This window comes from Escherichia sp. MOD1-EC5189 (assembly GCF_002966045.1).
Taxonomy (GTDB): domain Bacteria; phylum Pseudomonadota; class Gammaproteobacteria; order Enterobacterales; family Enterobacteriaceae; genus Escherichia; species Escherichia coli_F.
In genome coordinates, this window is the sequence record NZ_PTRX01000007.1 from 159409 (window position 1) to 184458 (window position 25050).

Below are 25050 nucleotides of genomic sequence, written 5' to 3' on the forward strand. Positions count from 1 at the left end.
AAAAAGGTAACAATATGACCGGTATGACGAATGTAACAAAGCTGGCCAGCGAGCCGTCAGGCCAGGAATTTCTGGTATTTACCCTTGGTGATGAAGAGTACGGTATTGATATTCTGAAAGTGCAGGAGATCCGTGGCTATGATCAGGTAACACGGATTGCGAACACGCCAACGTTTATCAAAGGCGTCACGAATCTGCGCGGTGTTATTGTGCCGATTGTGGACTTACGAATTAAGTTCAGCCAGGTGGATGTGGACTATAACGACAACACGGTAGTTATCGTCCTGAATCTCGGACAGCGGGTGGTCGGCATCGTGGTTGACGGCGTCTCAGATGTGCTTTCATTGACGGCGGAGCAAATTCGTCCGGCACCGGAATTTGCCGTGACGCTTTCAACAGAATATCTCACTGGACTCGGCGCACTGGGCGACCGCATGTTGATTCTGGTGAACATCGAAAAACTGCTGAACAGTGAAGAGATGGCGCTGTTAGATAGCGCGGCGTCAGAAGTGGCGTAATTATCCCGATTTCCTCAATTGAAATGAACCCGATGATCTGCGCATCGGGTTTTTTATGTCAACTTTGCGGTGGATGGCATCATTAATAAAGTTTCCCTCCTTCTTGCCGATAACGAGATCAACTTGTTTTCAGGAAGGTGCCTTATGATTAACCGTATCCGCGTAGTCACGCTGTTGGTAATGGTGCTGGGGGTATTCGCACTGTTACAACTTATTTCCGGCAGTCTGTTTTTTTCCTCCCTTCACCATAGCCAGAAGAGCTTTGTGGTTTCCAATCAATTACGGGAACAGCAGGGCGAGCTGACGTCAACCTGGGATTTAATGCTGCAAACGCGCATTAACCTGAGTCGATCAGCGGTGCGGATGATGATGGATTCCTCCAATCAACAAAGTAACGCCAAAGTTGAATTGCTCGATAGCGCCAGGAAAACTTTGACCCAGGCCGCGACACATTATAAAAAATTCAAAAGCATGGCGCCGTTACCTGAAATGGTCGCTACCAGTCGTAATATTGATGAAAAATATAAAAACTATCACACAGCATTAACTGAACTGATTGATTATCTTGATTATGGCAATACTGGAGCTTATTTCGCTCAGCCAACCCAGGGAATGCAAAATGCAATGGGCGAAGCGTTTGCTCAGTACGCCCTCAGCAGTGAAAAAATGTATCGCGATATCGTCACTGACAACGCAGATGATTATCGATTTGCCCAGTGGCAACTGGCGGTTATCGCGCTGGTGGTGGTAATGATTCTGCTGGTGGCGTGGTACGGCATTCGCCGTATGTTGCTTACACCCCTGGCAAAAATTATTGCTCATATTCGCGAAATCGCCGGTGGTAACCTGGCGAATACCCTGACCATTGATGGGCGCAGTGAAATGGGCGATCTGGCGCAGAGCGTCTCACATATGCAACGCTCTTTGACTGACACCGTCACTCATGTGCGCGAAGGCTCTGATGCCATCTATGCTGGCACCCGTGAAATTGCGGCGGGCAATACCGATCTTTCTTCCCGTACTGAACAGCAAGCATCCGCACTGGAAGAAACTGCTGCCAGCATGGAGCAACTCACCGCGACGGTGAAGCAAAATGCCGATAACGCCCGCCAGGCCTCGCAACTGGCGCAAAGTGCCTCCGACACCGCCCAGCACGGTGGCAAAGTGGTGGATGGTGTAGTGAAGACGATGCATGAGATCGCCGATAGTTCGAAGAAAATTGCCGACATTATCAGCGTTATCGACGGTATTGCCTTCCAGACTAATATCCTCGCGCTGAATGCCGCGGTTGAAGCCGCGCGAGCGGGTGAACAAGGCCGTGGTTTTGCCGTGGTGGCGGGCGAAGTGCGTAATCTTGCCAGTCGCAGCGCCCAGGCGGCAAAAGAGATCAAAGCCCTCATTGAAGACTCCGTCTCGCGCGTTGATACCGGTTCGGTGCTGGTCGAAAGCGCCGGGGAAACAATGAACAATATCGTCAATGCTGTCACTCGCGTGACTGACATTATGGGCGAAATTGCATCGGCATCAGATGAACAGAGCCGCGGCATCGATCAAGTCGCATTGGCGGTTTCGGAAATGGATCGCGTCACGCAACAGAACGCATCGCTGGTGCAGGAATCAGCTGCTGCCGCCGCTGCGCTGGAAGAACAGGCCAGTCGTTTAACACAAGCGGTTTCTGCGTTCCATCTGGCAGCCAGCCCACTCACCAATAAAACGCAAACATCATCTCGTCCTGCCAGTGAGCAACCACCGGCACAGCCACGACTGCGAATTGCTGAACAAGATCCAAACTGGGAAACATTTTAACGAGCATTGACTAACGCGGTCATTGCCGCCTGATGGGGAGCGTTGATGTTTAATCGTATTCGAATTTCGACCACGCTGTTTTTAATTTTGATTCTCTGCGGGATCTTGCAGATTGGCAGTAACGGCATGTCTTTTTGGGCATTTCGCGATGATTTGCAACGATTGAATCAGGTCGAGCAGAGCAATCAGCAACGTGCGGCATTAGCGCAAACTCGGGCGGTAATGTTACAGGCCAGTACCGCGCTGAACAAAGCGGGCACTCTGACGGCGCTTAGCTATCCGGCAGATGACATTAAAACGTTGATGACGACGGCGCGCGCCAGTCTGACGCAATCCTCTACGTTATTTAAAAGTTTTATGGCGATGACTGCGGGCAACGAGCACGTGAGGGCGTTGCAAAAAGAGACGGAGAAAAGTTTTGCCCGTTGGCACAACGATCTCGAACATCAGGCGACCTGGCTTGAAAGTAATCAACTTTCGGATTTCCTCACTGCGCCGGTGCAGGAATCACAGAATGCGTTTGACGTTAACTTTGAGGCCTGGCAGCAGGAGATCAACCATGTGCTGGAAGCCGCCAGTGCGCAAAGCCAGCGTAACTATCAGATTTCGGCGCTGGTGTTTATCAGCATGATTATTGTTGCAGCGCTCTACATCAGCAGTGCGCTGTGGTGGACGCGCAAGATGATTGTTCAACCACTGGCCATCATCGGTAGCCATTTTGACAGCATTGCTGCGGGTAATCTGGCGCGTCCGATTGCGGTATATGGTCGCAATGAGATCACCGCCATTTTTGCCAGCCTGAAGACCATGCAGCAGGCTTTACGTGGGACGGTGAGTGATGTGCGTAAGGGAAGCCAGGAGATGCACATTGGTATCGCGGAGATTGTCGCAGGCAATAACGATCTCTCAAGTCGTACCGAACAGCAGGCGGCATCGTTGTCACAAACGGCCGCCAGTATGGAGCAATTAACCGCCACGGTAGGGCAAAACGCCGATAACGCGCGACAGGCGTCGGAACTGGCAAAAAAAGCCGCCACAACGGCGCAGGCGGGGGGTGTCCAGGTCAGTACCATGACTCACACCATGCAGGAAATCGCCACCAGCTCGCAAAAAATTGGCGACATTATCAGCGTTATCGACGGCATTGCTTTCCAGACCAATATTCTGGCCCTGAATGCGGCAGTGGAAGCGGCTCGCGCCGGAGAGCAGGGGCGTGGTTTTGCGGTAGTGGCAGGTGAAGTGCGCAATCTTGCCAGCCGTAGCGCCCAGGCGGCAAAAGAGATCAAAGGACTGATCGAAGAGTCTGTCAATCGTGTCCAGCAGGGTTCGAAACTGGTGAATAACGCCGCCGCGACCATGACCGATATTGTCAGTTCAGTAACCCGCGTGAACGACATTATGGGAGAAATTGCCTCGGCGTCGGAAGAACAACGGCGTGGGATTGAACAAGTTGCACAGGCTGTTAGCCAGATGGATCAGGTGACACAGCAGAACGCCTCCCTGGTAGAAGAAGCGGCGGCGGCAACGGAACAACTGGCGAACCAGGCTGACAATCTTTCGTCGCGCGTGGCGGCATTTACCCTTGAAGAACATGAAGTAGCAAGACATGAGTCGGCGCAGTTACAGATTGCGCCAGTGGTATCCTGAAGTGATTGAGAAGGCGCTATGACTTCATCTCTGCCCTGTGGGCAAACGTCTTTATTGTTACAGATGACCGAGCGCCTGGCGCTTTCCGACGCGCATTTTCGGCGGATAAGTCAATTGATCTATCAACGAGCCGGGATCGTTCTGGCTGACCATAAACGCGACATGGTTTACAACCGACTGGTTCGTCGTTTGCGTTCGCTGGGACTGACGGATTTCGGCCATTACTTGAACTTGCTGGAATCTAATCAGCACAGCGGTGAGTGGCAGGCGTTTATCAATTCGCTGACCACGAATCTGACGGCTTTTTTCCGTGAGGCGCATCATTTTCCTCTGCTCGCGGATCACGCCCGGCGTCGTTCTGGCGAGTATCGCGTATGGAGCGCGGCGGCTTCGACCGGCGAAGAGCCGTACAGCATTGCGATGACGCTGGCTGACACATTGGGCACCGCGCCTGGACGCTGGAAAGTGTTTGCCAGCGATATCGACACCGAGGTGCTGGAAAAAGCCAGAAGCGGTATTTATCGCCATGAAGAGCTGAAAAATCTGACGCCGCAGCAACTGCAGCGGTACTTCATGCGAGGGACGGGACCGCATGAAGGGCTGGTACGCGTGCGTCAGGAGCTGGCGAACTATGTTGATTTTGCCCCGCTGAATTTACTGGCGAAACAATACACCGTGCCGGGGCCGTTTGATGCGATCTTCTGTCGTAACGTCATGATCTACTTCGATCAAACTACCCAGCAGGAGATTTTGCGCCGCTTTGTTCCGCTCCTTAAACCCGACGGATTGCTGTTTGCGGGTCACTCTGAAAACTTTAGCCACCTTGAGCGCCGCTTCACGCTGCGTGGTCAGACGGTGTATGCGCTAAGTAAGGATTAACGATGAGCAAAATCAGGGTGTTATCTGTCGATGATTCGGCACTAATGCGCCAGATCATGACAGAAATCATCAACAGCCATAGCGACATGGAAATGGTGGCGACCGCCCCTGATCCGCTGGTTGCGCGTGATTTGATTAAGAAATTCAATCCCGATGTATTGACGCTGGATGTTGAAATGCCGCGGATGGACGGACTGGATTTTCTCGAAAAATTAATGCGTTTGCGTCCAATGCCCGTTGTGATGGTTTCTTCCCTGACCGGCAAAGGGTCAGAAGTTACGCTGCGCGCGCTGGAGCTGGGGGCGATAGATTTTGTCACCAAACCGCAGTTGGGTATTCGCGAAGGAATGCTGGCGTATAGCGAAATGATTGCTGAAAAGGTACGCACGGCAGCAAAGGCGAGCCTTGCGGCACATAAACCATTGTCGGCACCGACAACGCTGAAAGCGGGGCCGTTGTTGAGTTCTGAAAAACTGATTGCGATTGGTGCTTCAACGGGGGGAACTGAGGCAATTCGTCACGTCCTGCAACCGTTACCGCTTTCCAGCCCGGCACTGTTAATTACCCAGCATATGCCGCCCGGTTTCACCCGCTCTTTTGCCGACAGACTTAATAAGTTGTGCCAAATCGGTGTTAAAGAAGCCGAAGACGGAGAACGCGTTCTGCCGGGGCATGCTTATATCGCACCGGGAGATCGGCATATGGAACTGGCGCGTAGCGGCGCGAATTATCAAATCAAAATCCACGATGGCCCGGCGGTTAACCGTCATCGGCCTTCGGTAGATGTGTTGTTCCATTCTGTTGCCAAACAGGCGGGGCGTAATGCGGTTGGGGTGATCCTGACCGGTATGGGCAACGACGGCGCGGCGGGAATGTTAGCGATGCGGCAGGCGGGGGCATGGACCCTTGCACAAAACGAAGCAAGTTGCGTGGTGTTCGGCATGCCGCGCGAGGCCATCAATATGGGTGGTGTTTGCGAAGTGGTCGATCTTAGCCAGGTAAGCCAGCAAATGCTGGCGAAAATCAGTGCCGGACAGGCGATACGTATTTAAATCAGGAGTGTGAAATGGCGGATAAAGAACTTAAATTTTTGGTTGTGGATGACTTTTCCACCATGCGACGCATTGTGCGTAACCTACTGAAAGAGCTGGGATTCAATAATGTTGAGGAAGCGGAAGATGGCGTCGACGCCCTCAATAAGTTGCAGGCAGGCGGTTATGGATTTGTTATCTCCGACTGGAACATGCCCAACATGGATGGCCTGGAATTGCTGAAAACGATTCGTGCGGATGGCGCGATGTCGGCATTGCCGGTGTTAATGGTGACTGCAGAAGCCAAGAAAGAGAACATCATTGCTGCGGCGCAAGCGGGGGCCAGTGGCTATGTGGTGAAGCCATTTACCGCCGCGACGCTGGAGGAAAAACTCAACAAAATCTTTGAGAAACTGGGCATGTGAGGATGCGACTATGATGCAACCATCAATCAAACCTGCTGACGAGCATTCAGCTGGCGATATCATTGCGCGCATCGGCAGCCTGACGCGTATGTTGCGCGACAGTTTGCGCGAGCTGGGGCTGGATCAGGCAATTGCCGAAGCGGCGGAAGCCATCCCCGATGCCCGCGATCGTTTGTACTATGTTGTGCAGATGACTGCCCAGGCTGCAGAGCGGGCGCTGAACAGTGTTGAAGCGTCACAACCACATCAGGATCAAATGGAGAAATCAGCAAAAGCATTAACCCAACGTTGGGATGACTGGTTTGCCGATCCGATTGACCTTGCCGATGCCCGTGAACTGGTGACAGATACGCGGCAATTTCTGGCAGATGTCCCTGCGCATACCAGCTTTACTAACGCGCAACTGCTGGAAATCATGATGGCGCAGGATTTTCAGGACCTCACCGGACAGGTCATTAAGCGGATGATGGATGTCATTCAGGAGATCGAACGTCAATTGCTGATGGTGCTGTTGGAAAACATCCCGGAACAGGAGTCGCGTCCAAAACGTGAAAACCAGAGTTTGCTTAATGGACCTCAGGTTGATACCAGCAAAGCCGGTGTGGTAGCCAGTCAGGATCAGGTGGACGATTTGTTGGATAGTCTTGGATTTTGATTTGTATTGCCTGATGTGGCGTAACCGCGTCATATCAGGCGGTCGGATAACGCGATGACGCTGCAACCGACAAACGCACACCATGCTTGATGTGTGCAGCAAAAGCCCTAAATCCCGCCTGTTTTGCCCCTTACTCAGACCATTGAACGCTTTGCGCTCTGGCATCATTCACGCTTAATACTCTTTCCAGGATTGGCGACGTGTCTGACGAGAGCGACGACAAAACAGAAGCCCCCACACCCCACCGACTTGAAAAAGCGCGGGAGGAGGGGCAGATCCCGCGTTCCCGTGAACTGACCTCACTGCTGATTTTGTTGGTGGGCGTCTGTGTTATCTGGTTTGGCGGTGTGTCGCTGGCCCGTCGATTGTCGGGCATGCTCTCCGCTGGGCTGCATTTTGATCACAATATTATCAATGACCCGAATCTGATCCTCGGGCAGATTATTCTGCTGATCAGAGAAGCCATGTTGGGGCTGCTGCCGCTGATTAGCGGCGTGGTGCTGGTGGCGCTCATTTCTCCGGTCATGCTGGGGGGGCTGGTATTTAGCAGCAAATCCTTGCAGCCAAAGTTTTCCAAACTCAACCCACTACCGGGAATTAAACGGATGTTCTCGGCACAGACTGGCGCGGAGTTGCTTAAAGCGATTTTGAAAACCATCCTGGTTGGCAGCGTGACGGGGTTTTATCTCTGGCATCACTGGCCGCAGATGATGCGCTTAATGGCTGAGTCTCCGATTACTGCCATGGGTAATGCGATGGATCTGGTTGGGCTATGCGCACTGCTGGTGGTGCTTGGTGTTATTCCGATGGTGGGATTTGACGTCTTTTTCCAAATCTTCAGCCACCTGAAAAAGCTGCGAATGTCGCGGCAGGATATTCGTGATGAGTTCAAACAAAGCGAAGGCGATCCTCATGTTAAAGGGCGGATCCGTCAGATGCAGCGAGCTGCCGCACGGCGTCGGATGATGAACGATGTGCCGAAAGCGGATGTCATTGTCAATAACCCGACCCACTATTCGGTAGCGTTGCAGTATGACGAAAACAAAATGAGCGCACCGAAAGTGGTCGCTAAAGGTGCAGGGCTGGTCGCACTGCGCATTCGTGAAATTGGCGCTGAAAATAACGTCCCGACGCTTGAAGCGCCGCCGCTGGCGCGAGCGCTGTATCGACATGCGGAGATCGGCCAACAAATCCCAGGTCAACTGTACGCCGCGGTGGCGGAGGTGCTGGCCTGGGTCTGGCAACTGAAACGCTGGCGTCTGGCTGGCGGACAGCGCCCTGTTCAACCTACTCATCTTCCGGTGCCGGAAGCCCTGGATTTTATTAACGAGAAACCGACCCATGAGTAATCTGGCCGCGATGCTGCGCCTGCCCGCAAACCTGAAATCGACACAATGGCAGATCCTTGCCGGACCGATTTTGATCCTGTTGATCTTGTCGATGATGGTGCTGCCCCTGCCCGCATTCATACTCGACCTGCTGTTCACCTTCAATATTGCCTTGTCGATCATGGTGTTGCTGGTCGCGATGTTTACCCAGCGCACGCTCGAGTTTGCTGCGTTTCCGACCATTCTGTTGTTTACCACCCTGTTACGTCTGGCACTTAACGTGGCTTCAACCCGTATCATTTTGATGGAAGGGCATACTGGCGCGGCGGCGGCAGGAAAGGTGGTCGAAGCGTTCGGTCACTTCCTCGTTGGTGGCAATTTCGCTATCGGTATCGTGGTGTTCGTCATTCTCGTGATCATCAACTTTATGGTTATTACCAAAGGTGCCGGGCGTATCGCAGAAGTAGGCGCGCGCTTTGTTCTCGATGGTATGCCAGGAAAGCAGATGGCGATTGATGCCGACCTTAACGCCGGACTGATTGGTGAAGATGAGGCGAAAAAACGCCGCAGTGAAGTCACTCAGGAAGCCGATTTTTACGGCTCAATGGACGGGGCAAGTAAGTTTGTTCGCGGCGATGCCATCGCCGGGATCCTCATCATGGTCATTAACGTTGTCGGCGGATTGCTGGTCGGTGTGCTGCAACATGGCATGAGCATGGGACATGCGGCGGAAAGTTATACGCTATTGACCATTGGTGACGGTCTGGTAGCACAAATTCCGGCGCTGGTGATTTCTACCGCCGCGGGGGTTATCGTTACGCGCGTCAGCACTGATCAGGATGTTGGCGAACAGATGGTGAATCAGCTTTTCAGTAACCCGAGCGTTATGTTGTTAAGCGCCGCCGTGCTCGGTTTACTCGGCCTGGTGCCTGGAATGCCGAACCTGGTATTTTTGCTGTTCACTGCCGGATTGCTGGGGCTGGCCTGGTGGATCCGCGGACGCGAACAAAAAGCGCCTGCCGAACCAAAACCGGTAAAAATGGCAGAGAATAATGCCGTTGTTGAAGCAACGTGGAACGATGTTCAACTGGAAGATTCTCTGGGAATGGAAGTGGGTTATCGACTGATCCCGATGGTCGATTTTCAGCAGGATGGTGAACTACTGGGTCGTATTCGCAGTATTCGCAAGAAATTTGCTCAGGAAATGGGCTTTCTGCCGCCGGTAGTACACATTCGCGACAATATGGATCTGCAACCTGCCCGCTATCGCATTTTGATGAAAGGCGTGGAGATAGGCAGTGGTGATGCTTATCCGGGGCGTTGGTTGGCGATTAACCCTGGTACCGCTGCCGGGACGTTACCTGGTGAGGCGACCGTCGATCCAGCATTTGGCCTGAATGCTATCTGGATTGAAAGTGCGCTAAAAGAACAGGCGCAGATTCAAGGGTATACCGTGGTTGAGGCCAGCACGGTGGTGGCTACGCATCTTAACCACCTCATAAGCCAGCATGCCGCAGAGCTGTTTGGTCGTCAGGAGGCGCAACAGCTGCTGGATCGTGTCGCTCAGGAGATGCCAAAGCTGACGGAAGATCTCGTTCCTGGCGTCGTCACGCTCACCACACTGCATAAAGTGCTGCAAAATCTGCTCGATGAAAAAGTCCCGATTCGCGATATGCGCACCATTCTCGAAACGCTGGCGGAACATGCGCCCATCCAAAGCGATCCACATGAATTAACCGCCGTCGTGCGCGTGGCGTTAGGACGGGCTATAACCCAGCAGTGGTTTCCTGGCAAAGATGAAGTCCATGTTATTGGCCTCGATACACCGCTGGAACGTTTGTTACTACAGGCCTTGCAGGGTGGGGGCGGACTGGAGCCTGGGCTGGCGGATCGTTTACTGGCACAAACTCAGGAAGCGCTATCCCGTCAGGAGATGCTGGGTGCGCCGCCAGTATTATTGGTGAACCACGCGCTGCGACCATTATTGTCTCGCTTCCTGCGTCGCAGCCTGCCGCAGTTAGTGGTGCTGTCGAATCTGGAACTATCAGATAACCGACATATCCGTATGACGGCGACGATTGGCGGCAAATAATGAGAGCCTTATTAGCAATATTATTGTTTCCGCTGCTGGCGCAAGCCGCCGGGGAGGGGATGTGGCAGGCGAGCAGTGTGGGCGTTACGTTGAATCACCGTGGTGAATCGATGTCGTCAGCGCCTCTTTCTTCGCGACAACCTGCATCAGGATTGATGACGCTGGTTGCGTGGCGTTATCAGCTTATCGGCCCAACTCCCGTAGGGCTGCGGGTTCGCTTGTGTTCACAATCTCGTTGTGTCGAATTAGAGGGGCAGAGCGGAACCACCGTGGCCTTTTCCGGTATACCGGCGGCAGAACCGTTGCGATTTATCTGGGAAGTGCCTGGCGGCGGGCGGTTAATTCCGCCGCTAAAAGTACAACGTAATGAAGTGATTGTGAATTATCGCTGAAGGACAAATAAAAATTACGCGCTCGCGGCATGTTTAATAACTCAGTGAAAAAGGCTCGATGTTTTGTTGCAATTATTTATCAGGAATAGCTTGCAACAAAACATGCCAAAAATATGTGAATTATCCTCTTGTCAAAGGGCTTGGATAAAAATCTTCAGAGTTACGGTATAACTGCAACTGGCGAGTTCGCGTATTGGTCTGTATGATCATACATGAGAGCCATTCTGATTCAGAATAAGGGTCACTTAAATCCTGAACGTCTTCATTTGAAAGGATTAATTCACATTCTTTGTCCCTAAAATCCAGCCAGGCTCGTTGTGATTTTTTAAGCAAGTTAAGTTGTTCGGTATCAGGTTTTTTGGCACCTGTGCGTGGTACTTGTTCTATATAACGATAAGCTTCACCATAAGCTTTATTTAATTGCGCATCGACGAGATTGTATTCTTGTCGCAGGCATGATTTGATCACGTTAATGTCAGTATCATCATCTGAATTTTTTTGCCAACAATCTTTGATGGCTGAAATGTCATGGTCATTGACTATAACCGTATCTTCTGCGTAAGCCTGGCAAGAGATAATGCCTAATGTTAATACAAGAAATTTAAACACTGCGGTATTCCTTAAATTCAACCGTTATCGTTTCCCTGGGGCCGGATATTACGCTTCTGGCCTCTTATCCAACAGTGAGAAAACAGTGGCATGTCCATTTTCAGAATACATTTAGATGGCAATAAAAAAGCCTGATCAGGTAACCCTGATCAGGCTTCACTCTCACGAAAAATCGATTACATACGCTCTACTGTCTCAATACCCAGCGTATCCAGGCCCAGCTTCAGCGTCTTCGCCGTCAGTTGTGCCAGTTTCAGACGACTGTTACGCACTTCTTCGTTTTCTGCGCTGAGGATCGGGCAGTGCTCGTAGAAGCCAGAGAACAGACCGGCCAGATCGTACAGGTAAGCACACATCACGTGCGGCGTGCCTTCACGGGCAACCACAGTGAGGGTTTCTTCAAACTGCAGCAGGCGAGCTGCCAGTTGTGCCTCACGATCTTCACGGATGATTACCGGGGCTGCAGCCAGTTGCTCTTCGTTAATTTCTGCTTTACGGAACACGGACAATACACGCGTGTAAGCATACTGCATGTATGGCGCGGTATTACCCTCAAACGCCAGCATGTTGTCCCAGTCGAAGATGTAGTCCGTGGTGCGGTTTTTGGAGAGATCTGCGTATTTAACCGCACCAATACCAACCGCATTAGCCAGTTTTTCCAGCTCATCGGCTGGCATATCCGGGTTCTTCTCTGCCACCAGACGGCGTGCGCGTTCCAGGGCTTCATCCAGCAGATCGGCCAGTTTCACCGTACCGCCAGCACGCGTTTTGAACGGTTTGCCGTCTTTGCCCAGCATCATGCCGAACATATGGTGTTCCAGCGGTACGGATTCCGGCACATAGCCTGCTTTACGGACGATCGCCCACGCCTGCATCAGGTGTTGATGCTGGCGGGAGTCGATGTAATACAGCACGCGATCGGCATGCAATGTTTCATAACGATATTTCGCACAGGCGATATCAGTGGTGGTGTAGAGATAGCCGCCATCTTTCTTCTGAATGATCACGCCCATCGGTTCGCCTTCCTTGTTTTTGAACTCATCAAGGAATACGACGGTTGCGCCTTCGCTTTCTACAGCCAGACCTTTGGCTTTGAGATCAGCCACGATACCCGGCAGCATCGGGTTGTACAGGCTTTCGCCCATCACGTCATCACGGGTCAGCGTCACGTTCAGACGATCGTAGGTGATCTGGTTCTGCGTCATGGTGATGTCGACCAGTTTGCGCCACATCTCACGGAAGTATTCGTCACCGCTTTGCAGTTTTACCACGTAGTTACGTGCACGCTCAGCGAACGCTTCATCTTCATCGTAATGCTTTTTCGCATCGCGGTAGAAACCTTCAAGGTCAGCCAGCTCCATTTCACCGGCGTTTTCCTGCTGCTGCTTTTCCAGCCATGCAATCAGCATACCGAACTGAGTGCCCCAGTCGCCGACGTGGTTTGCGCGAATCACTTTGTGACCGAGGAACTCCAGAGTACGCACTGCTGCGTCACCAATAATGGTAGAGCGCAGGTGACCGACGTGCATCTCTTTCGCCACGTTTGGCGCAGAGTAGTCAACCACAATGGTCTGTTTTTCTGGCGTAGCAACACCGAGACGATCGGACGCCAGCGCCTGCTGAACATGTTCAGCCAGGAATGCCGGATCAAGGAAAATGTTGATAAAGCCTGGTCCGGCGATCTCAACCTTGCTGGCGATACCGTTAAGATCCAGATGAGTCAGCACCTGCTCTGCTAATTGTCGCGGTGCCATACCCAGTTTTTTAGCAACTGCCATCATGCCGTTAGCCTGATAGTCGCCGAACTGAACTTTTGCTGACTGACGAACCTGCGGTTCGCAATCCGCAGGCGCGCCTGCCGCAATCATGGCCTGACGGACTTTTTCTGAGAGAAGAGCCTGAATATTCACCGGAATACCTTACATTGATGAAGCGAGCAAAAATTGCCCGCACCAGTTAAAGAAATTAGGGCGGGAGTATACTGCAAATGGCTGTTTTCGTCAGCAACGTGCGCGTGGTGTATTGCCGTTTTCACTATTGCATCAGAAGCGGCGTGAAATCAGCGGTTGGTTGGCGCAGGGCAACAGGGTAAATTAACGCTTTTACTGAAAGACGAAGAGTGATTATGGCGAACTGGCAATCTATCGACGAGCTGCAGGATATTGCATCGGATTTACCGCGATTTACCCACGCATTAGATGAACTTTCCCGCCGTCTGGGGTTGGATATCACTCCACTGACTGCCGATCACATTTCTTTGCGTTGCCATCAAAACGTCACCGCTGAACGCTGGCGTCATGGGTTTGAACAGTGCGGCGAGCTTTTGTCAGAAAATATGATCAATGGCAGGCCGATTTGTCTGTTTAAATTGCATGAACCGGTACAGGTGGCTCACTGGCAGTTTTCAATTGTAGAGCTACCGTGGCCTGGGGAAAAACGTTACCCGCACGAAGGTTGGGAACATATTGAAATCGTTCTGCCAGGTGATCCTGAAACGTTGAATGCCCGTGCGCTGGCATTGCTTTCTGATGAAGGACTCAGCCTTCCGGGGATCTCGGTTAAAACCAGTTCGCCAAAAGGTGAGCATGAGCGATTACCGAATCCGACACTGGCGGTCACCGATGGCAAAACGACGATTAAATTTCATCCGTGGTCCATTGAAGAGATCGTTGCCAGCGAGCAGTCGGCGTAATTAAGGAGCAAAAATGGCATTACTGGAAATTTGCTGTTACAGCATGGAATGCGCGCTAACGGCGCAGCAAAACGGCGCAGACAGAGTTGAATTATGCGCAGCCCCAAAAGAGGGGGGCTTAACGCCGTCGTTGGGGGTATTGAAATCCGTGCGCCAGCGGGTGACGATCCCTGTGCATCCAATTATTCGCCCACGCGGTGGTGATTTTTGCTACAGCGACGGTGAGTTTGCCGCCATTCTTGAGGATGTGCGCACAGTCCGCGAATTAGGTTTTCCTGGACTGGTGACGGGCGTTCTCGATGTTGACGGGAATGTCGATATGCCACGAATGGAAAAAATAATGGCTGCTGCCGGTCCGCTGGCAGTGACTTTTCATCGCGCCTTCGATATGTGCGCTAACCCTTTAAATACACTCAATAATCTTGCGGAATTGGGCGTTGCTCGGGTACTGACATCAGGGCAAAAATCAGACGCACTGCAAGGTTTATCAAAAATTATGGAACTTATTGCCCATGGTGATGCTCCAATCATTATGGCCGGAGCAGGAGTCCGTGCAGAAAACCTGCACCACTTCCTCGATGCCGGAGTGCTGGAAGTCCATAGCTCCGCGGGAGCGTGGCAAGCCTCACCAATGCGTTATCGTAATCAAGGATTGTCCATGTCATCAGATGCACACGCGGACGAGTATTCGCGTTATGTCGTAGACGGGGCGGCGGTTGCTGAAATGAAAGGAATCATTGAACGCCGTCAGGCCAAATGATTTTTACCGTTGCATCATGTCGCCCAATATGATGCTTGCTCGTACCAGGCCCCTGCAATTTCAACAGGGGCCTTTTTTTATCCCCGAGAAGTATAAAAAACGAACGATTTCTGTGATCAGTTGAGCGCGTGACAGTGCGCATAGCGTTGTGCTAAAAATTTTTATATATTCATATTAATTATGTAATTTAAATTACTAAAACTGACAAATATATATTCTAAATAACAACTGGGTTATTCCTTAGCAATTAATGATTACATTGTAATAAATCATATTCTTTATCGATTATTTCAGGCAGTGTTGTGCCGAATTATGCAAGCGGTCAATTCGTTGTATATTTAATTATACAATGATTTCGGTGTTCTGGAATTAATTAGAGGAATCTATGCGAGGGAAAAAACGCATTGGGTTATTATTTTTGCTGATAACGGTTGTGGTTGGTGGCGGCGGGTTATTACTGGCGCAAAAAGCCTTACATAAAACGTCGGATACCGCATTTTGCCTTTCCTGCCACTCGATGAGTAAACCTTTTGAGGAATATCAGGGAACTGTCCACTTTTCTAACCAGAAAGGGATACGTGCGGAATGTGCCGATTGCCATATTCCAAAGTCAGGGGTGGATTATTTATTTGCTAAATTAAAAGCTTCTAAAGATATTTATCATGAATTTGTTAGCGGCAAAATAGACAGTGACGATAAGTTCGAAGCGCATCGTCAGGAAATGGCCGAAACAGTATGGAAAGAATTAAAAGCAACTGATTCTGCAACGTGTCGTAGTTGCCATTCTTTTGATGCCATGGATATTGCCTCGCAAAGTGAATCTGCGCAGAAAATGCATAACAAAGCGCAAAAGGACGGCGAAACCTGTATCGATTGTCATAAAGGCATTGCCCATTTTCCACCAGAAATAAAAATGGATGACAACGCGGCGCATGAGCTGGAAAGTCAGGCCGCTACTTCAGTTACCAATGGCGCACATATTTATCCTTTCAAAACTTCTCGCATAGGCGAGCTGGCTACCGTGAATCCTGGTACCGATCTCACCGTCGTTGATGCCAGTGGCAAACAGCCGATCGTTCTGTTGCAGGGTTATCAAATGCAGGGCAGTGAAAACACGCTCTACCTGGCGGCAGGTCAACGGCTGGCGCTAGCCACATTAAGTGAAGAAGGTATCAAGGCGTTAACGGTAAACGGGGAATGGCAGGCTGACGAATACGGCAATCAATGGCGTCAGGCGTCTTTACAGGGTGTGCTTACCGATCCCGCATTAGCGGACCGTAAACCGCTATGGCAATACGCTGAAAAACTTGACGATACCTATTGCGCTGGTTGCCATGCCCCTATTGCCTCCGACCATTACACCGTCAATGCATGGCCATCCATTGCCAAAGGAATGGGTGCGCGAACCAGCATGAGCGAAAACGAACTGGACATTTTGACGCGGTACTTCCAGTACAACGCCAAAGATATTACCGAGAAACAGTGATCCTCGTTGATCAGGGAGGAAGTTATGACATTAACAAGACGTGAATTTATTAAACACAGCGGTATTGCCGCTGGGGCGCTGGTGGTGACATCGGCTGCACCGCTACCCGCATGGGCAGAAGAGAAGGGGGGCAAAATCCTCACCGCGGGCCGTTGGGGAGCGATGCACGTAGAAGTGAAGGACGGGAAGATTGTTTCTTCGACAGGCGCGCTGGCGAAAACCATACCGAACTCCTTACAGTCTACGGCGGCGGATCAGGTACATACAACGGCGCGTATTCAGCATCCGATGGTGAGAAAAAGCTATCTCGATAATCCACTACAACCGGCGAAAGGTCGTGGCGAAGATACTTATGTACAGGTGAGCTGGGAACAAGCATTAAAACTTATTCATGAGCAACACGATCGCATTCGCAAAGCTAACGGACCATCGGCCATTTTTGCCGGATCTTACGGCTGGCGCTCTTCTGGCGTGTTACATAAAGCGCAAACCTTACTGCAACGTTATATGAATCTTGCGGGCGGTTATTCAGGGCATAGCGGCGATTATTCAACCGGGGCGGCACAGGTAATCATGCCGCACGTGGTGGGTTCCGTGGAGGTGTATGAACAGCAGACCTCCTGGCCACTGATTCTGGAAAACAGTCAGGTGGTGGTGTTGTGGGGGATGAACCCGCTGAATACCTTAAAAATTGCCTGGAGCAGTACCGATGAGCAAGGGCTGGAATACTTCCATCAGCTGAAAAAATCTGGCAAACCAGTGATTGCCATTGATCCTATCCGCTCCGAAACCATCGAATTCTTTGGCGACAATGCTACCTGGATCGCGCCAAATATGGGCACCGACGTGGCGCTGATGTTGGGGATTGCACATACCCTGATGACACTAGGCAAACACGATAAAGTGTTCCTTGAAAAATACACCACCGGGTATCCGCAGTTTGAAGAGTATCTGACAGGTAAGAGCGATAATACGCCGAAGAGCGCGGCCTGGGCGGCGGAAATTACTGGCGTAGCGGAAGCGCAGATAGTCAAACTCGCTGAACTGATGGCGGCAAATCGCACAATGCTGATGGCAGGCTGGGGAATTCAGCGCCAGCAATATGGTGAACAGAAACACTGGATGCTGGTGACGCTGGCGGCGATGTTAGGGCAGATTGGTACACCGGGCGGCGGGTTTGGTTTCTCTTATCATTACTCAAACGGTGGCAACCCGACGCGTGTTGGCGGAGTGCTGCCGGAAATGTCTGCGGCGATTGCCGGACAGGCCAGCGAGGCCGCTGATGATGGCGGAATGACGGCGATTCCTGTTGCCCGTATCGTCGATGCGCTGGAAAATCCTGGCGGCAAATATCAGCATAACGGTAAAGAACAAACGTATCCGAATATCAAAATGATCTGGTGGGCGGGTGGCGGTAACTTTACCCATCACCAGGATACTAATCGTCTGATTAAAGCATGGCAGAAACCGGAGATGATCGTCGTTTCTGAATGCTACTGGACCGCAGCTGCTAAACATGCAGATATCGTATTACCGATCACCACATCGTTTGAGCGCAATGACTTGACGATGACCGGTGATTACAGCAACCAGCATATTGTACCGATGAAGCAGGCTGTCGCTCCGCAATTTGAAGCGCGTAACGATTTTGATGTGTTTGCCGATCTTGCTGAATTACTCAAACCTGGCGGAAAAGAGATCTATACCGAAGGTAGAGATGAAATGGCGTGGCTGAAATTTTTCTATGATGCCGCTCAGAAAGGTGCGCGTGCGCAACGCGTGACTATGCCGATGTTTAATGCTTTCTGGCAGCAAAATAAACTGATCGAAATGCGCCGCAGCGAGAAGAACGAACAGTACGTTCGTTATGCTGATTTCCGCGCCGATCCGGTGAAAAATGCGCTGGGTACGCCAAGCGGCAAAATTGAGATTTACTCCAAAACGCTGGAAAAATTTGGCTATAAGGATTGCCCGGCACACCCAACCTGGCTTGCGCCTGATGAGTGGAAAGGTTCCGCCGACGAGAAGCAGTTGCAGCTTCTGACCGCACATCCGGCACACCGTTTACACAGTCAGCTTAACTATGCGGAACTGCGTAAAAAATATGCGGTTGCCGATCGTGAACCGATCACTATTCACACCGAAGATGCTGCTCGCTTTGGTATTGCGAATGGCGATCTGGTGCGTGTCTGGAACAAACGTGGTCAGATTCTGACAGGCGCGGTGGTGACTGACGGGATCAAAAAAGGCGTGGTATGCGTGCATGAAGGAGCATGGCCAGATCTGGAAAATGGCTTGTGTAAAAACGGCAGTGCGAACGTGTTAACGGCGGATATCCCCAGCTCTCAGCTGGCAAATGCCTGTGCCGGTAACTCTGCGCTGGTGTATATCGAAAAATATACGGGCAATGCACCGAAGTTAACGGCGTTTGATCAGCCAGCTGTTCAGGCATAAGACGTGAAAAGCGCCCGGAAACGGGCGCTGAGGTTATGCAAACGTAAAACTGCCTGATGCGCTATGCTTATCAGACCTACATAGTCCCTGCAACATATTGAATTAAAAAGGCTTTGTAGGCCGGATAAGGCGTTCACGCCGCATCCGGCAGTAATACCAGACCTTTACGGCTTGCGCGCAATCAGTACCGCGCGTTTAGGCGCAGGATAGCCTTCCACCGTTTTACCTGGATCATGTGGGTCGAGGAAATCGGACAGAGACTCGGTGACCATCCATTCGGTGCGTCGCTGCTCTTCGGTCGTGGTAACGCTCACATCCGCAATGCGGATATCAACAAAACCACACTTCTTCAGCCAGTTTTTCAACGCCAGGGCTGACGGGATGAAATAAACATTACGCATTTGCGCGTAACGATCGCCTGGCACCAGGACGGTATTTTCATCGCCATCAATAACCAGTGTTTCCAGCACCAGTTCACCTTCATTCACCAGTTGATCTTTTAACTGCCAGAGATGCTCCAGCGGTGAACGACGATGATAAAGTACGCCCATCGAAAAGACGGTATCAAAGGCTTTCAGTGCCGGAAGTTGTTCAATGCCTAACGGCAGCAGATGCGCCCGTTGGTCGTTACCCAGCAGTTTACGCACCGCTTCAAACTGGCAAAGAAACAGTTGCGTAGGGTCGATCCCCACCGCGAGGTGCGCACCTGCGCCAATCATGCGCCACATGTGATAACCGCTGCCGCAGCCGACATCAAGAATGGTGCGCCCGGTTAAATCAGAAAGATGGGGCAGAACACGATCCCATTTCCAGTCAGAACGCCATTCGGTATCGATGTTCACGCCATACAGTGAAAACGGCCCTTTGCGCCACGGCATGAGGTTGCGCATCAGTGTTTCAATGCGCTTAATCTGCCCGGCGCTCAGTGGCTCTTCGCTTTCTGCCGTCACGCTATGTAGTAAATCAAGACGATACGGTTTAATTTCAGGCAGAAATTCCACCGCATTGGACCACTGTTTAAACAGACCGTGCTGCTGTTCGCGCTGCCAGCTGGCAATCTGCGCGGGCAGCGTTTCCAGCCAGTGTGAAAGATGATTTTTGGCAATCAGAGAATAAAAGTTACCAAAGTCGATCATGCAGCGTCCTCTGCTTTTAATGCCACCAGTGAACCAAAGTTAAAGCACTGGAACCACAGCTCGCTATGTTCAAAACCGGCTTGATGCAGGCGAGCTTTATGGGTTTCCACAGAATCGGTTAGCATCACATTTTCCAGCATGCTGCGCTTCTGGCTGATCTCCAGTTCGCTGTAACCGTTGGCACGTTTAAAGTCGTGGTGCATGTTGAACAGCAATTCACCAACTTTGGCATCTTCGAAACTGAATTTTTCCGAAAGCACCAGCGCACCGCCCGGGTTCAGCCCTTGATAAATTTTATCCAGTAACGCCTGACGCTCGGAAGGTTCCAGGAATTGCAGGGTAAAATTCAGCACAACCATCGATGCGTTTTCAATGGTGATATCGCGAATATCACCTTCAATAACGTCTACTGGCGTAGGGGCTTTATAAGCGTCAATATGACGACGGCAGCGTTCAATCATCGCCGGAGAGTTGTCGATGGCGATAATTTTGCAATTATCATGATGAATATTGCGACGCACTGAGAGCGTCGCCGCGCCCAGAGAACAACCCAGATCGTAAACCTGCGTACCAGGTTGAACGAAGCGTTCGGCTAACATACCAATCATGGAAATAATATTGGAGTAGCCGGGAACGGAACGCTGGATCATATCCGGGAAGACTTCGGCTACCCGTTCATCAAAGGTCCAGTCGCCCAGTCTGGCGATAGGGGCAGAAAATAGCGTGTCGCGGTGAGACATAACGTAAAAATCCGGGAAAAAGAAAGTGGCGTATTGTGCGCTAACGCAGGGAGAAAACCAACTCCCAGGGCATATACCAAAGATTCGCCAGCACCATCAGCAACAGCGCACACCAGGTGGCGCTCATGCCAGAACGTCGCCAGCGGAACAGACGGTGATGAAAACCGTAATAATGCATCAGACGACCAGCAAGCAAAACGATGCCGCAAATATGCACCATCCAGGTTTCTGCGCCATTCATTTCCATAAACAGCATCAACACAATCGCGATGGGAATATACTCCACCGCGTTACCATGAATGCGAATAGCGCTTTGCAGTTCGCTAAAACCGCCGTCACCATAGGCAACGCGGTACTGCATACGCAGGCGAACGACATCAAAAGAGAACTTCATTAATAACAACGCACTTAAAACGGCATACAGCGCGCTTACCATACAAACTCCCTTTAAAATGGCCGATGGCACCTGTCTATGATAGGTGGCAAATTCAGAAAAGAGAAGATTGCTGTGGAATAGCCGGAACTGCTCCGATCTCTGGAAGTGTTTTACGTAAGCCTTCCCACAGGGTATGTACCAGTTCCGGTGCCTGGGCAATATCTGGCGTATGTAAAAAAAGATAAGGCGTAGTGGTCTGATGCCACTGCGCTAATTTTTGTAACCAAACCTGAAACAACTCTCGGTTTTGCGTCATATCATCACTACCGATAAAACGGATCAGCGGATTTGTCGCCGTCAGCACAGCATGTACGGGAACTTTAGGTTTTTTCCGTTGAGCGTCGCGAATAGCTTCACTGTGTGGGCGTGCTGCATGAACCGGGCGGCTGTCTAAAATCACCCGATTAACGCCGCGCTGATGTAAACCGCGATTAATTGTTTGTTCCTCTTCCCCTTTGGCGAAAAACTGTGGATGGCGGACTTCCACACCATAATTAAACTCGCCGGGAAGAGAGTCGAGAAAATGCCAAAGCGCAGGCAGATCCCGTGGGCCAAATGTGGCAGGCAGTTGCAGCCAGTATTGCCCAATGCGCGGCGCTAACGGTGACAAGCGAGTCAAAAATTCAGTTACTAAATCATCGCAATGCCGTAATGCTGCCTGATGCGAAATGGTCGCCGGAAACTTAAAACAGAAGCGAAAATTATCTGTGGTCTGCTCACGCCAGCGCAGGACAACCTCGGATTTCGGCAGGGCGTAAAGCGTGGTGTTGCCCTCCACACAGTTAAAGTGGCGGGCATACTCTTCAAGGCTGGTGATCCCCAACCGCACCCATTTAGGATGCGACCATTGCGGCAGACCGATGTAAATCATAATGCGTTGAGGATCTCTTCCACACTGCGCACACGGGCGATGCGTGGGTAGATATGGTTGATGCTGTTATTGTGCTGCTCGGCGCTGGCGGCGCTGCAGGCGTCTTCGGCAATCACCAGATTAAAACCGAGTTCCCAGGCATTGCGGGCGGTGGATTCAACACCGATATTGGTCGAGATCCCACATAACACTATTGTATCGATACCCCGGCGGCGTAACTGCAACTCCAGATCCGTACCGTAAAACGCACCCCATTGACGTTTGATGATTTCGATATCGCTGTCGGTTGCACCTAATGCAGCAGGATGTTGCCACCAGTTTTCGGGTAACACTTTAGCGGGGGAGGGGGCATCAACCGGCTGTTTTAATGCTTCGGCGTAATCGGTAGACCAACCAACGCGCACCAGAAACACGGGCTGACCGTTCGCGCGAAATTTCGCCGCCAGCTTCCCTGCTCGATTAACCACCTCATCGGCAGTATGAGGACCACCGGCAAAAGGTAAGATGCCTTCTTGTAAGTCAATTACCACCAGCGCAGTGGTTTTAGCATTCAGTTCAAGCATGTTGTCTCCTGATAAAACAAAATCGTGCCTTTCACCTTAATGCGATTAGCCGATGGCGGAACGACAAATTTTGTTAATTTTTATGAGTTCGGGCAACACCTTTATAGCAAACTGGCGTAGAGTCTGATTTCAGGCCCGATATAAAGTGGTAACGAGGCGTTCCAGCGCGGGCCAGGCTCTTACGGTGCGGCAGAATTTCCAGTATAATAGCCGCCTTTTTTCATTCAGTTGTGACATACAGCTAACGCTGCGACTTGGTCACCTGCGCAGCAGGGGGCATCCGCCGGCAGCTAAGTTAAGGGATATCTCATGCGTACAGAATATTGTGGACAGCTCCGTTTGTCCCACGTGGGGCAGCAGGTGACTCTGTGTGGTTGGGTCAACCGTCGTCGTGATCTTGGTAGCCTGATCTTCATCGATATGCGCGACCGCGAAGGTATCGTGCAGGTATTTTTCGATCCGGATCGTGCGGACGCGTTAAAGCTGGCCTCTGAACTGCGTAATGAGTTCTGCATTCAGGTCACGGGCACCGTACGTGCGCGTGACGAAAAAAATATCAACCGCGATATGGCGACCGGCGAAATCGAAGTGCTGGCCTCCTCGCTGACCATCATCAACCGCGCAGACGTTCTGCCGCTTGACTCTAACCACGTCAACACCGAAGAAGCGCGACTGAAATACCGCTACCTCGACCTGCGTCGTCCGGAAATGGCTCAGCGCCTGAAAACCCGCGCTAAAATCACCAGCCTGGTGCGCCGTTTTATGGATGACCACGGCTTCCTCGACATCGAAACTCCGATGCTGACCAAAGCCACGCCGGAAGGCGCGCGTGACTACCTGGTGCCTTCTCGTGTGCACAAAGGGAAATTCTACGCACTGCCGCAGTCTCCGCAGCTGTTCAAACAGCTGCTGATGATGTCTGGTTTTGACCGCTACTATCAGATTGTAAAATGCTTCCGTGACGAAGACCTGCGTGCTGATCGTCAGCCTGAATTCACCCAGATCGATGTGGAAACCTCTTTCATGACCGCGCCGCAAGTGCGTGAAGTGATGGAAGCGCTGGTACGCCATTTGTGGCTGGAAGTGAAGGGCGTGGATCTCGGTGATTTCCCTGTAATGACCTTTGCGGAAGCAGAACGCCGTTATGGTTCTGATAAACCGGATCTGCGTAACCCGATGGAACTGACTGACGTTGCTGATCTGCTGAAATCCGTTGAGTTCGCGGTATTCGCAGGTCCGGCGAACGATCCGAAAGGCCGCGTTGCTGCTCTGCGTGTTCCGGGTGGCGCATCGCTGACCCGTAAGCAGATCGACGAATACGGTAACTTCGTTAAAATCTACGGCGCGAAAGGTCTGGCGTACATCAAAGTTAACGAACGAGCGAAAGGTCTGGAAGGTATCAACAGCCCTGTAGCGAAGTTCCTCAACGCTGAAATCATCGAAGCCATCCTGGATCGTACTGCCGCGCAAGATGGCGATATGATTTTCTTCGGTGCTGATAACAAGAAAATTGTTGCCGACGCGATGGGCGCATTGCGTCTGAAAGTGGGTAAAGACCTTGGTCTGACCGACGAAAGCAAATGGGCACCGCTATGGGTTATCGACTTCCCGATGTTTGAAGACGACGGTGAAGGCGGCCTGACGGCAATGCACCATCCGTTCACCTCACCGAAAGATATGACGGCGGCAGAGTTGAAAGCTGCACCGGAAAATGCGGTGGCGAACGCTTACGATATGGTCATCAATGGTTACGAAGTGGGCGGTGGTTCTGTGCGTATCCATAATGGGGATATGCAGCAGACGGTGTTTGGTATTCTGGGGATCAACGAAGAGGAACAGCGCGAGAAATTCGGCTTCCTGCTCGACGCCCTGAAATACGGTACTCCGCCGCACGCAGGTCTGGCATTCGGTCTTGACCGTCTGACCATGCTGCTGACCGGTACCGACAACATCCGTGACGTTATCGCCTTCCCGAAAACCACGGCGGCAGCGTGTCTGATGACTGAAGCGCCAAGCTTTGCTAACCCGACTGCCCTGTCCGAGCTGAGCATTCAGGTTGTGAAGAAGGCAGAGAATAATTGATATGACTTATAAGCGTCCCGTTTCTATTCTGGTGGTTATTTATGCGCAAGATACGAAACGGGTGCTGATGTTACAGCGGCGTGATGATCCCGATTTCTGGCAGTCGGTAACCGGCAGCGTGGAAGAGGGGGAAACCGCGCCGCAAGCCGCCATGCGCGAAGTAAAGGAAGAGGTCACCATTGATGTTGTCGCTGAACAACTGACCTTAATTGACTGTCAGCGCACGGTGGAGTTTGAAATTTTTTCACATTTACGTCATCGCTATGCGCCGGGCGTAACGCGTAATACGGAATCTTGGTTCTGTCTTGCACTTCCGCACGAGCGTCAGATCGTTTTCACTGAACATCTGGCCTACAAGTGGCTTGATGCGCATGCTGCGGCGGCGCTCACTAAGTCCTGGAGCAACCGGCAGGCGATTGAACAGTTTGTAATTAACGCTGCCTGAACA

General features: G+C 51.5%; 24 protein-coding genes. 17 read left to right on the plus strand and 7 right to left on the minus strand.

The window, feature by feature from the left end:
• The first annotated feature begins 14 nt into the window (after positions 1–14).
• The 10 genes from cheW to flhE all read left to right on the plus strand — a co-directional run bounded on the left by cheW (position 15) and on the right by flhE (position 10773).
• Entirely contained in the window at positions 15–518 is a 504-nt protein-coding gene (gene cheW / locus ATB02_RS08535) for a chemotaxis protein CheW (RefSeq protein WP_105271416.1), read from the plus strand.
• 144 nt (positions 519–662) lie between these two features.
• The gene (tar, locus tag ATB02_RS08540; protein ID WP_105271417.1) at positions 663–2324 is read left to right on the plus strand and encodes a methyl-accepting chemotaxis protein II; all 1662 of its coding nucleotides are present in this window, start codon (positions 663–665) and stop codon (positions 2322–2324) included.
• 45 nt (positions 2325–2369) lie between these two features.
• Entirely contained in the window at positions 2370–3971 is a 1602-nt protein-coding gene (gene tap / locus ATB02_RS08545; protein ID WP_000483194.1) for a methyl-accepting chemotaxis protein IV, read from the plus strand.
• An 18-nt stretch (positions 3972–3989) separates the two neighbouring features.
• A complete protein-coding gene (cheR, locus tag ATB02_RS08550) occupies positions 3990–4850 on the plus strand; it encodes a protein-glutamate O-methyltransferase CheR (RefSeq protein WP_000204337.1) in 861 nt (286 codons plus the stop codon).
• A 2-nt stretch (positions 4851–4852) separates the two neighbouring features.
• A complete protein-coding gene (cheB, locus tag ATB02_RS08555) occupies positions 4853–5902 on the plus strand; it encodes a protein-glutamate methylesterase/protein glutamine deamidase (RefSeq protein WP_000036371.1) in 1050 nt (349 codons plus the stop codon).
• A gap of 14 nt (positions 5903–5916) precedes the next feature.
• A complete protein-coding gene (cheY, locus tag ATB02_RS08560; protein ID WP_000763867.1) occupies positions 5917–6306 on the plus strand; it encodes a chemotaxis response regulator CheY in 390 nt (129 codons plus the stop codon).
• Between the two features lie 10 nt (positions 6307–6316).
• Positions 6317–6961, plus strand: coding sequence for a protein phosphatase CheZ (gene cheZ, locus ATB02_RS08565; RefSeq protein WP_000983609.1), 645 nt, complete (start codon positions 6317–6319; stop codon positions 6959–6961).
• A 200-nt stretch (positions 6962–7161) separates the two neighbouring features.
• Positions 7162–8310, plus strand: coding sequence for a flagellar biosynthesis protein FlhB (flhB, locus tag ATB02_RS08570; protein ID WP_105271418.1), 1149 nt, complete (start codon positions 7162–7164; stop codon positions 8308–8310).
• Positions 8303–10381, plus strand: coding sequence for a flagellar biosynthesis protein FlhA (flhA, locus tag ATB02_RS08575; RefSeq protein ID WP_000066967.1), 2079 nt, complete (start codon positions 8303–8305; stop codon positions 10379–10381). Before flhB ends, flhA begins: the two co-directional genes overlap by 8 nt.
• The gene (gene flhE / locus ATB02_RS08580; RefSeq protein ID WP_001202066.1) at positions 10381–10773 is read left to right on the plus strand and encodes a flagellar protein FlhE; all 393 of its coding nucleotides are present in this window, start codon (positions 10381–10383) and stop codon (positions 10771–10773) included. The genes flhA and flhE overlap by 1 nt, the downstream gene beginning before the upstream one ends.
• Positions 10774–10893: 120 nt before the next feature.
• On the opposite strand, the gene ATB02_RS08585 is transcribed toward flhE, so the two are convergent.
• Positions 10894–11382: a lysozyme inhibitor LprI family protein gene (locus ATB02_RS08585; RefSeq protein ID WP_001307852.1), complete on the minus strand. Its 489-nt coding sequence runs from the start codon at positions 11380–11382 to the stop codon at positions 10894–10896.
• A 90-nt stretch (positions 11383–11472) separates the two neighbouring features.
• Here ATB02_RS08585 and yecV point away from each other — a divergent pair, with 90 nt between their 5' ends.
• Entirely contained in the window at positions 11473–11517 is a 45-nt protein-coding gene (gene yecV, locus ATB02_RS26635; RefSeq protein WP_211180499.1) for a protein YecV, read from the plus strand.
• Between the two features lie 41 nt (positions 11518–11558).
• Here the strand turns inward: yecV and argS are convergent, their stop codons facing one another.
• The gene (argS, locus tag ATB02_RS08590) at positions 11559–13292 is read right to left on the minus strand and encodes an arginine--tRNA ligase (protein ID WP_039020715.1); all 1734 of its coding nucleotides are present in this window, start codon (positions 13290–13292) and stop codon (positions 11559–11561) included.
• Positions 13293–13507: 215 nt separating this feature from the next.
• On the opposite strand from argS, the gene ATB02_RS08600 reads away from it, so the two are divergent.
• The 4 genes from ATB02_RS08600 to torZ all read left to right on the plus strand — a co-directional run bounded on the left by ATB02_RS08600 (position 13508) and on the right by torZ (position 18774).
• The gene (locus tag ATB02_RS08600) at positions 13508–14074 is read left to right on the plus strand and encodes a VOC family protein (protein WP_105271419.1); all 567 of its coding nucleotides are present in this window, start codon (positions 13508–13510) and stop codon (positions 14072–14074) included.
• Positions 14075–14087: 13 nt separating this feature from the next.
• Entirely contained in the window at positions 14088–14834 is a 747-nt protein-coding gene (gene cutC / locus ATB02_RS08605; protein ID WP_001185733.1) for a copper homeostasis protein CutC, read from the plus strand.
• 385 nt (positions 14835–15219) lie between these two features.
• Positions 15220–16320, plus strand: a complete 1101-nt coding sequence (locus tag ATB02_RS08610; RefSeq protein ID WP_032184432.1) for a NapC/NirT family cytochrome c — start codon at positions 15220–15222, stop codon at positions 16318–16320.
• A gap of 24 nt (positions 16321–16344) precedes the next feature.
• Entirely contained in the window at positions 16345–18774 is a 2430-nt protein-coding gene (gene torZ / locus ATB02_RS08615; RefSeq protein WP_105271420.1) for a trimethylamine N-oxide reductase TorZ, read from the plus strand.
• A 164-nt stretch (positions 18775–18938) separates the two neighbouring features.
• Here torZ and cmoB read toward each other — a convergent pair whose 3' ends face one another.
• From cmoB to ATB02_RS08640, 5 genes are read right to left on the minus strand one after another with little or no spacing between them, the layout of a single operon-like run.
• Complete coding sequence (cmoB, locus tag ATB02_RS08620) at positions 18939–19910, minus strand: tRNA 5-methoxyuridine(34)/uridine 5-oxyacetic acid(34) synthase CmoB (protein WP_000564758.1); 972 nt, start codon at positions 19908–19910, stop codon at positions 18939–18941.
• Positions 19907–20650, minus strand: a complete 744-nt coding sequence (cmoA, locus tag ATB02_RS08625; protein WP_000019597.1) for a carboxy-S-adenosyl-L-methionine synthase CmoA — start codon at positions 20648–20650, stop codon at positions 19907–19909. Before cmoA ends, cmoB begins: the two co-directional genes overlap by 4 nt.
• A gap of 40 nt (positions 20651–20690) precedes the next feature.
• A complete protein-coding gene (locus ATB02_RS08630; RefSeq protein WP_000252980.1) occupies positions 20691–21086 on the minus strand; it encodes an MAPEG family protein in 396 nt (131 codons plus the stop codon).
• Between the two features lie 52 nt (positions 21087–21138).
• Entirely contained in the window at positions 21139–21957 is an 819-nt protein-coding gene (locus ATB02_RS08635; protein ID WP_105271421.1) for a DUF72 domain-containing protein, read from the minus strand.
• On the minus strand, positions 21954–22520 hold the full coding sequence (locus tag ATB02_RS08640; protein WP_032184429.1) for a hydrolase: 567 nt from the start codon (positions 22518–22520) through the stop codon (positions 21954–21956). The genes ATB02_RS08635 and ATB02_RS08640 overlap by 4 nt, the downstream gene beginning before the upstream one ends.
• 309 nt (positions 22521–22829) lie before the next feature.
• On the opposite strand from ATB02_RS08640, the gene aspS reads away from it, so the two are divergent.
• Both aspS and nudB read left to right on the plus strand, forming a co-directional pair.
• Complete coding sequence (gene aspS, locus ATB02_RS08645) at positions 22830–24602, plus strand: aspartate--tRNA ligase (protein ID WP_001258663.1); 1773 nt, start codon at positions 22830–22832, stop codon at positions 24600–24602.
• The gene (nudB, locus tag ATB02_RS08650; RefSeq protein WP_077626310.1) at positions 24595–25047 is read left to right on the plus strand and encodes a dihydroneopterin triphosphate diphosphatase; all 453 of its coding nucleotides are present in this window, start codon (positions 24595–24597) and stop codon (positions 25045–25047) included. Before aspS ends, nudB begins: the two co-directional genes overlap by 8 nt.
• Positions 25048–25050: the final 3 nt, after the last annotated feature.

What these genes read in the sequence shown, in the direction of transcription:
- cheW (WP_105271416.1), top strand. Translation starts at nt 15, where the DNA reads ATGACCGGTATGACGAATGTAACAAAGCTGGCCAGCGAGCCGTCAGGC.
- tar (WP_105271417.1), top strand. Translation starts at nt 663, where the DNA reads ATGATTAACCGTATCCGCGTAGTCACGCTGTTGGTAATGGTGCTGGGG.
- tap (WP_000483194.1), top strand. Translation starts at nt 2,370, where the DNA reads ATGTTTAATCGTATTCGAATTTCGACCACGCTGTTTTTAATTTTGATT.
- cheR (WP_000204337.1), top strand. Translation starts at nt 3,990, where the DNA reads ATGACTTCATCTCTGCCCTGTGGGCAAACGTCTTTATTGTTACAGATG.
- cheB (WP_000036371.1), top strand. Translation starts at nt 4,853, where the DNA reads ATGAGCAAAATCAGGGTGTTATCTGTCGATGATTCGGCACTAATGCGC.
- cheY (WP_000763867.1), top strand. Translation starts at nt 5,917, where the DNA reads ATGGCGGATAAAGAACTTAAATTTTTGGTTGTGGATGACTTTTCCACC.
- cheZ (WP_000983609.1), top strand. Translation starts at nt 6,317, where the DNA reads ATGATGCAACCATCAATCAAACCTGCTGACGAGCATTCAGCTGGCGAT.
- flhA (WP_000066967.1), top strand. Translation starts at nt 8,303, where the DNA reads ATGAGTAATCTGGCCGCGATGCTGCGCCTGCCCGCAAACCTGAAATCG.
- flhE (WP_001202066.1), top strand. Translation starts at nt 10,381, where the DNA reads ATGAGAGCCTTATTAGCAATATTATTGTTTCCGCTGCTGGCGCAAGCC.
- ATB02_RS08600 (WP_105271419.1), top strand. Translation starts at nt 13,508, where the DNA reads ATGGCGAACTGGCAATCTATCGACGAGCTGCAGGATATTGCATCGGAT.
- cutC (WP_001185733.1), top strand. Translation starts at nt 14,088, where the DNA reads ATGGCATTACTGGAAATTTGCTGTTACAGCATGGAATGCGCGCTAACG.
- ATB02_RS08610 (WP_032184432.1), top strand. Translation starts at nt 15,220, where the DNA reads ATGCGAGGGAAAAAACGCATTGGGTTATTATTTTTGCTGATAACGGTT.
- torZ (WP_105271420.1), top strand. Translation starts at nt 16,345, where the DNA reads ATGACATTAACAAGACGTGAATTTATTAAACACAGCGGTATTGCCGCT.
- cmoB (WP_000564758.1), bottom strand. Translation starts at nt 19,910, where the DNA reads ATGATCGACTTTGGTAACTTTTATTCTCTGATTGCCAAAAATCATCTT.
- cmoA (WP_000019597.1), bottom strand. Translation starts at nt 20,650, where the DNA reads ATGTCTCACCGCGACACGCTATTTTCTGCCCCTATCGCCAGACTGGGC.
- ATB02_RS08630 (WP_000252980.1), bottom strand. Translation starts at nt 21,086, where the DNA reads ATGGTAAGCGCGCTGTATGCCGTTTTAAGTGCGTTGTTATTAATGAAG.
- ATB02_RS08635 (WP_105271421.1), bottom strand. Translation starts at nt 21,957, where the DNA reads ATGATTTACATCGGTCTGCCGCAATGGTCGCATCCTAAATGGGTGCGG.
- ATB02_RS08640 (WP_032184429.1), bottom strand. Translation starts at nt 22,520, where the DNA reads ATGCTTGAACTGAATGCTAAAACCACTGCGCTGGTGGTAATTGACTTA.
- aspS (WP_001258663.1), top strand. Translation starts at nt 22,830, where the DNA reads ATGCGTACAGAATATTGTGGACAGCTCCGTTTGTCCCACGTGGGGCAG.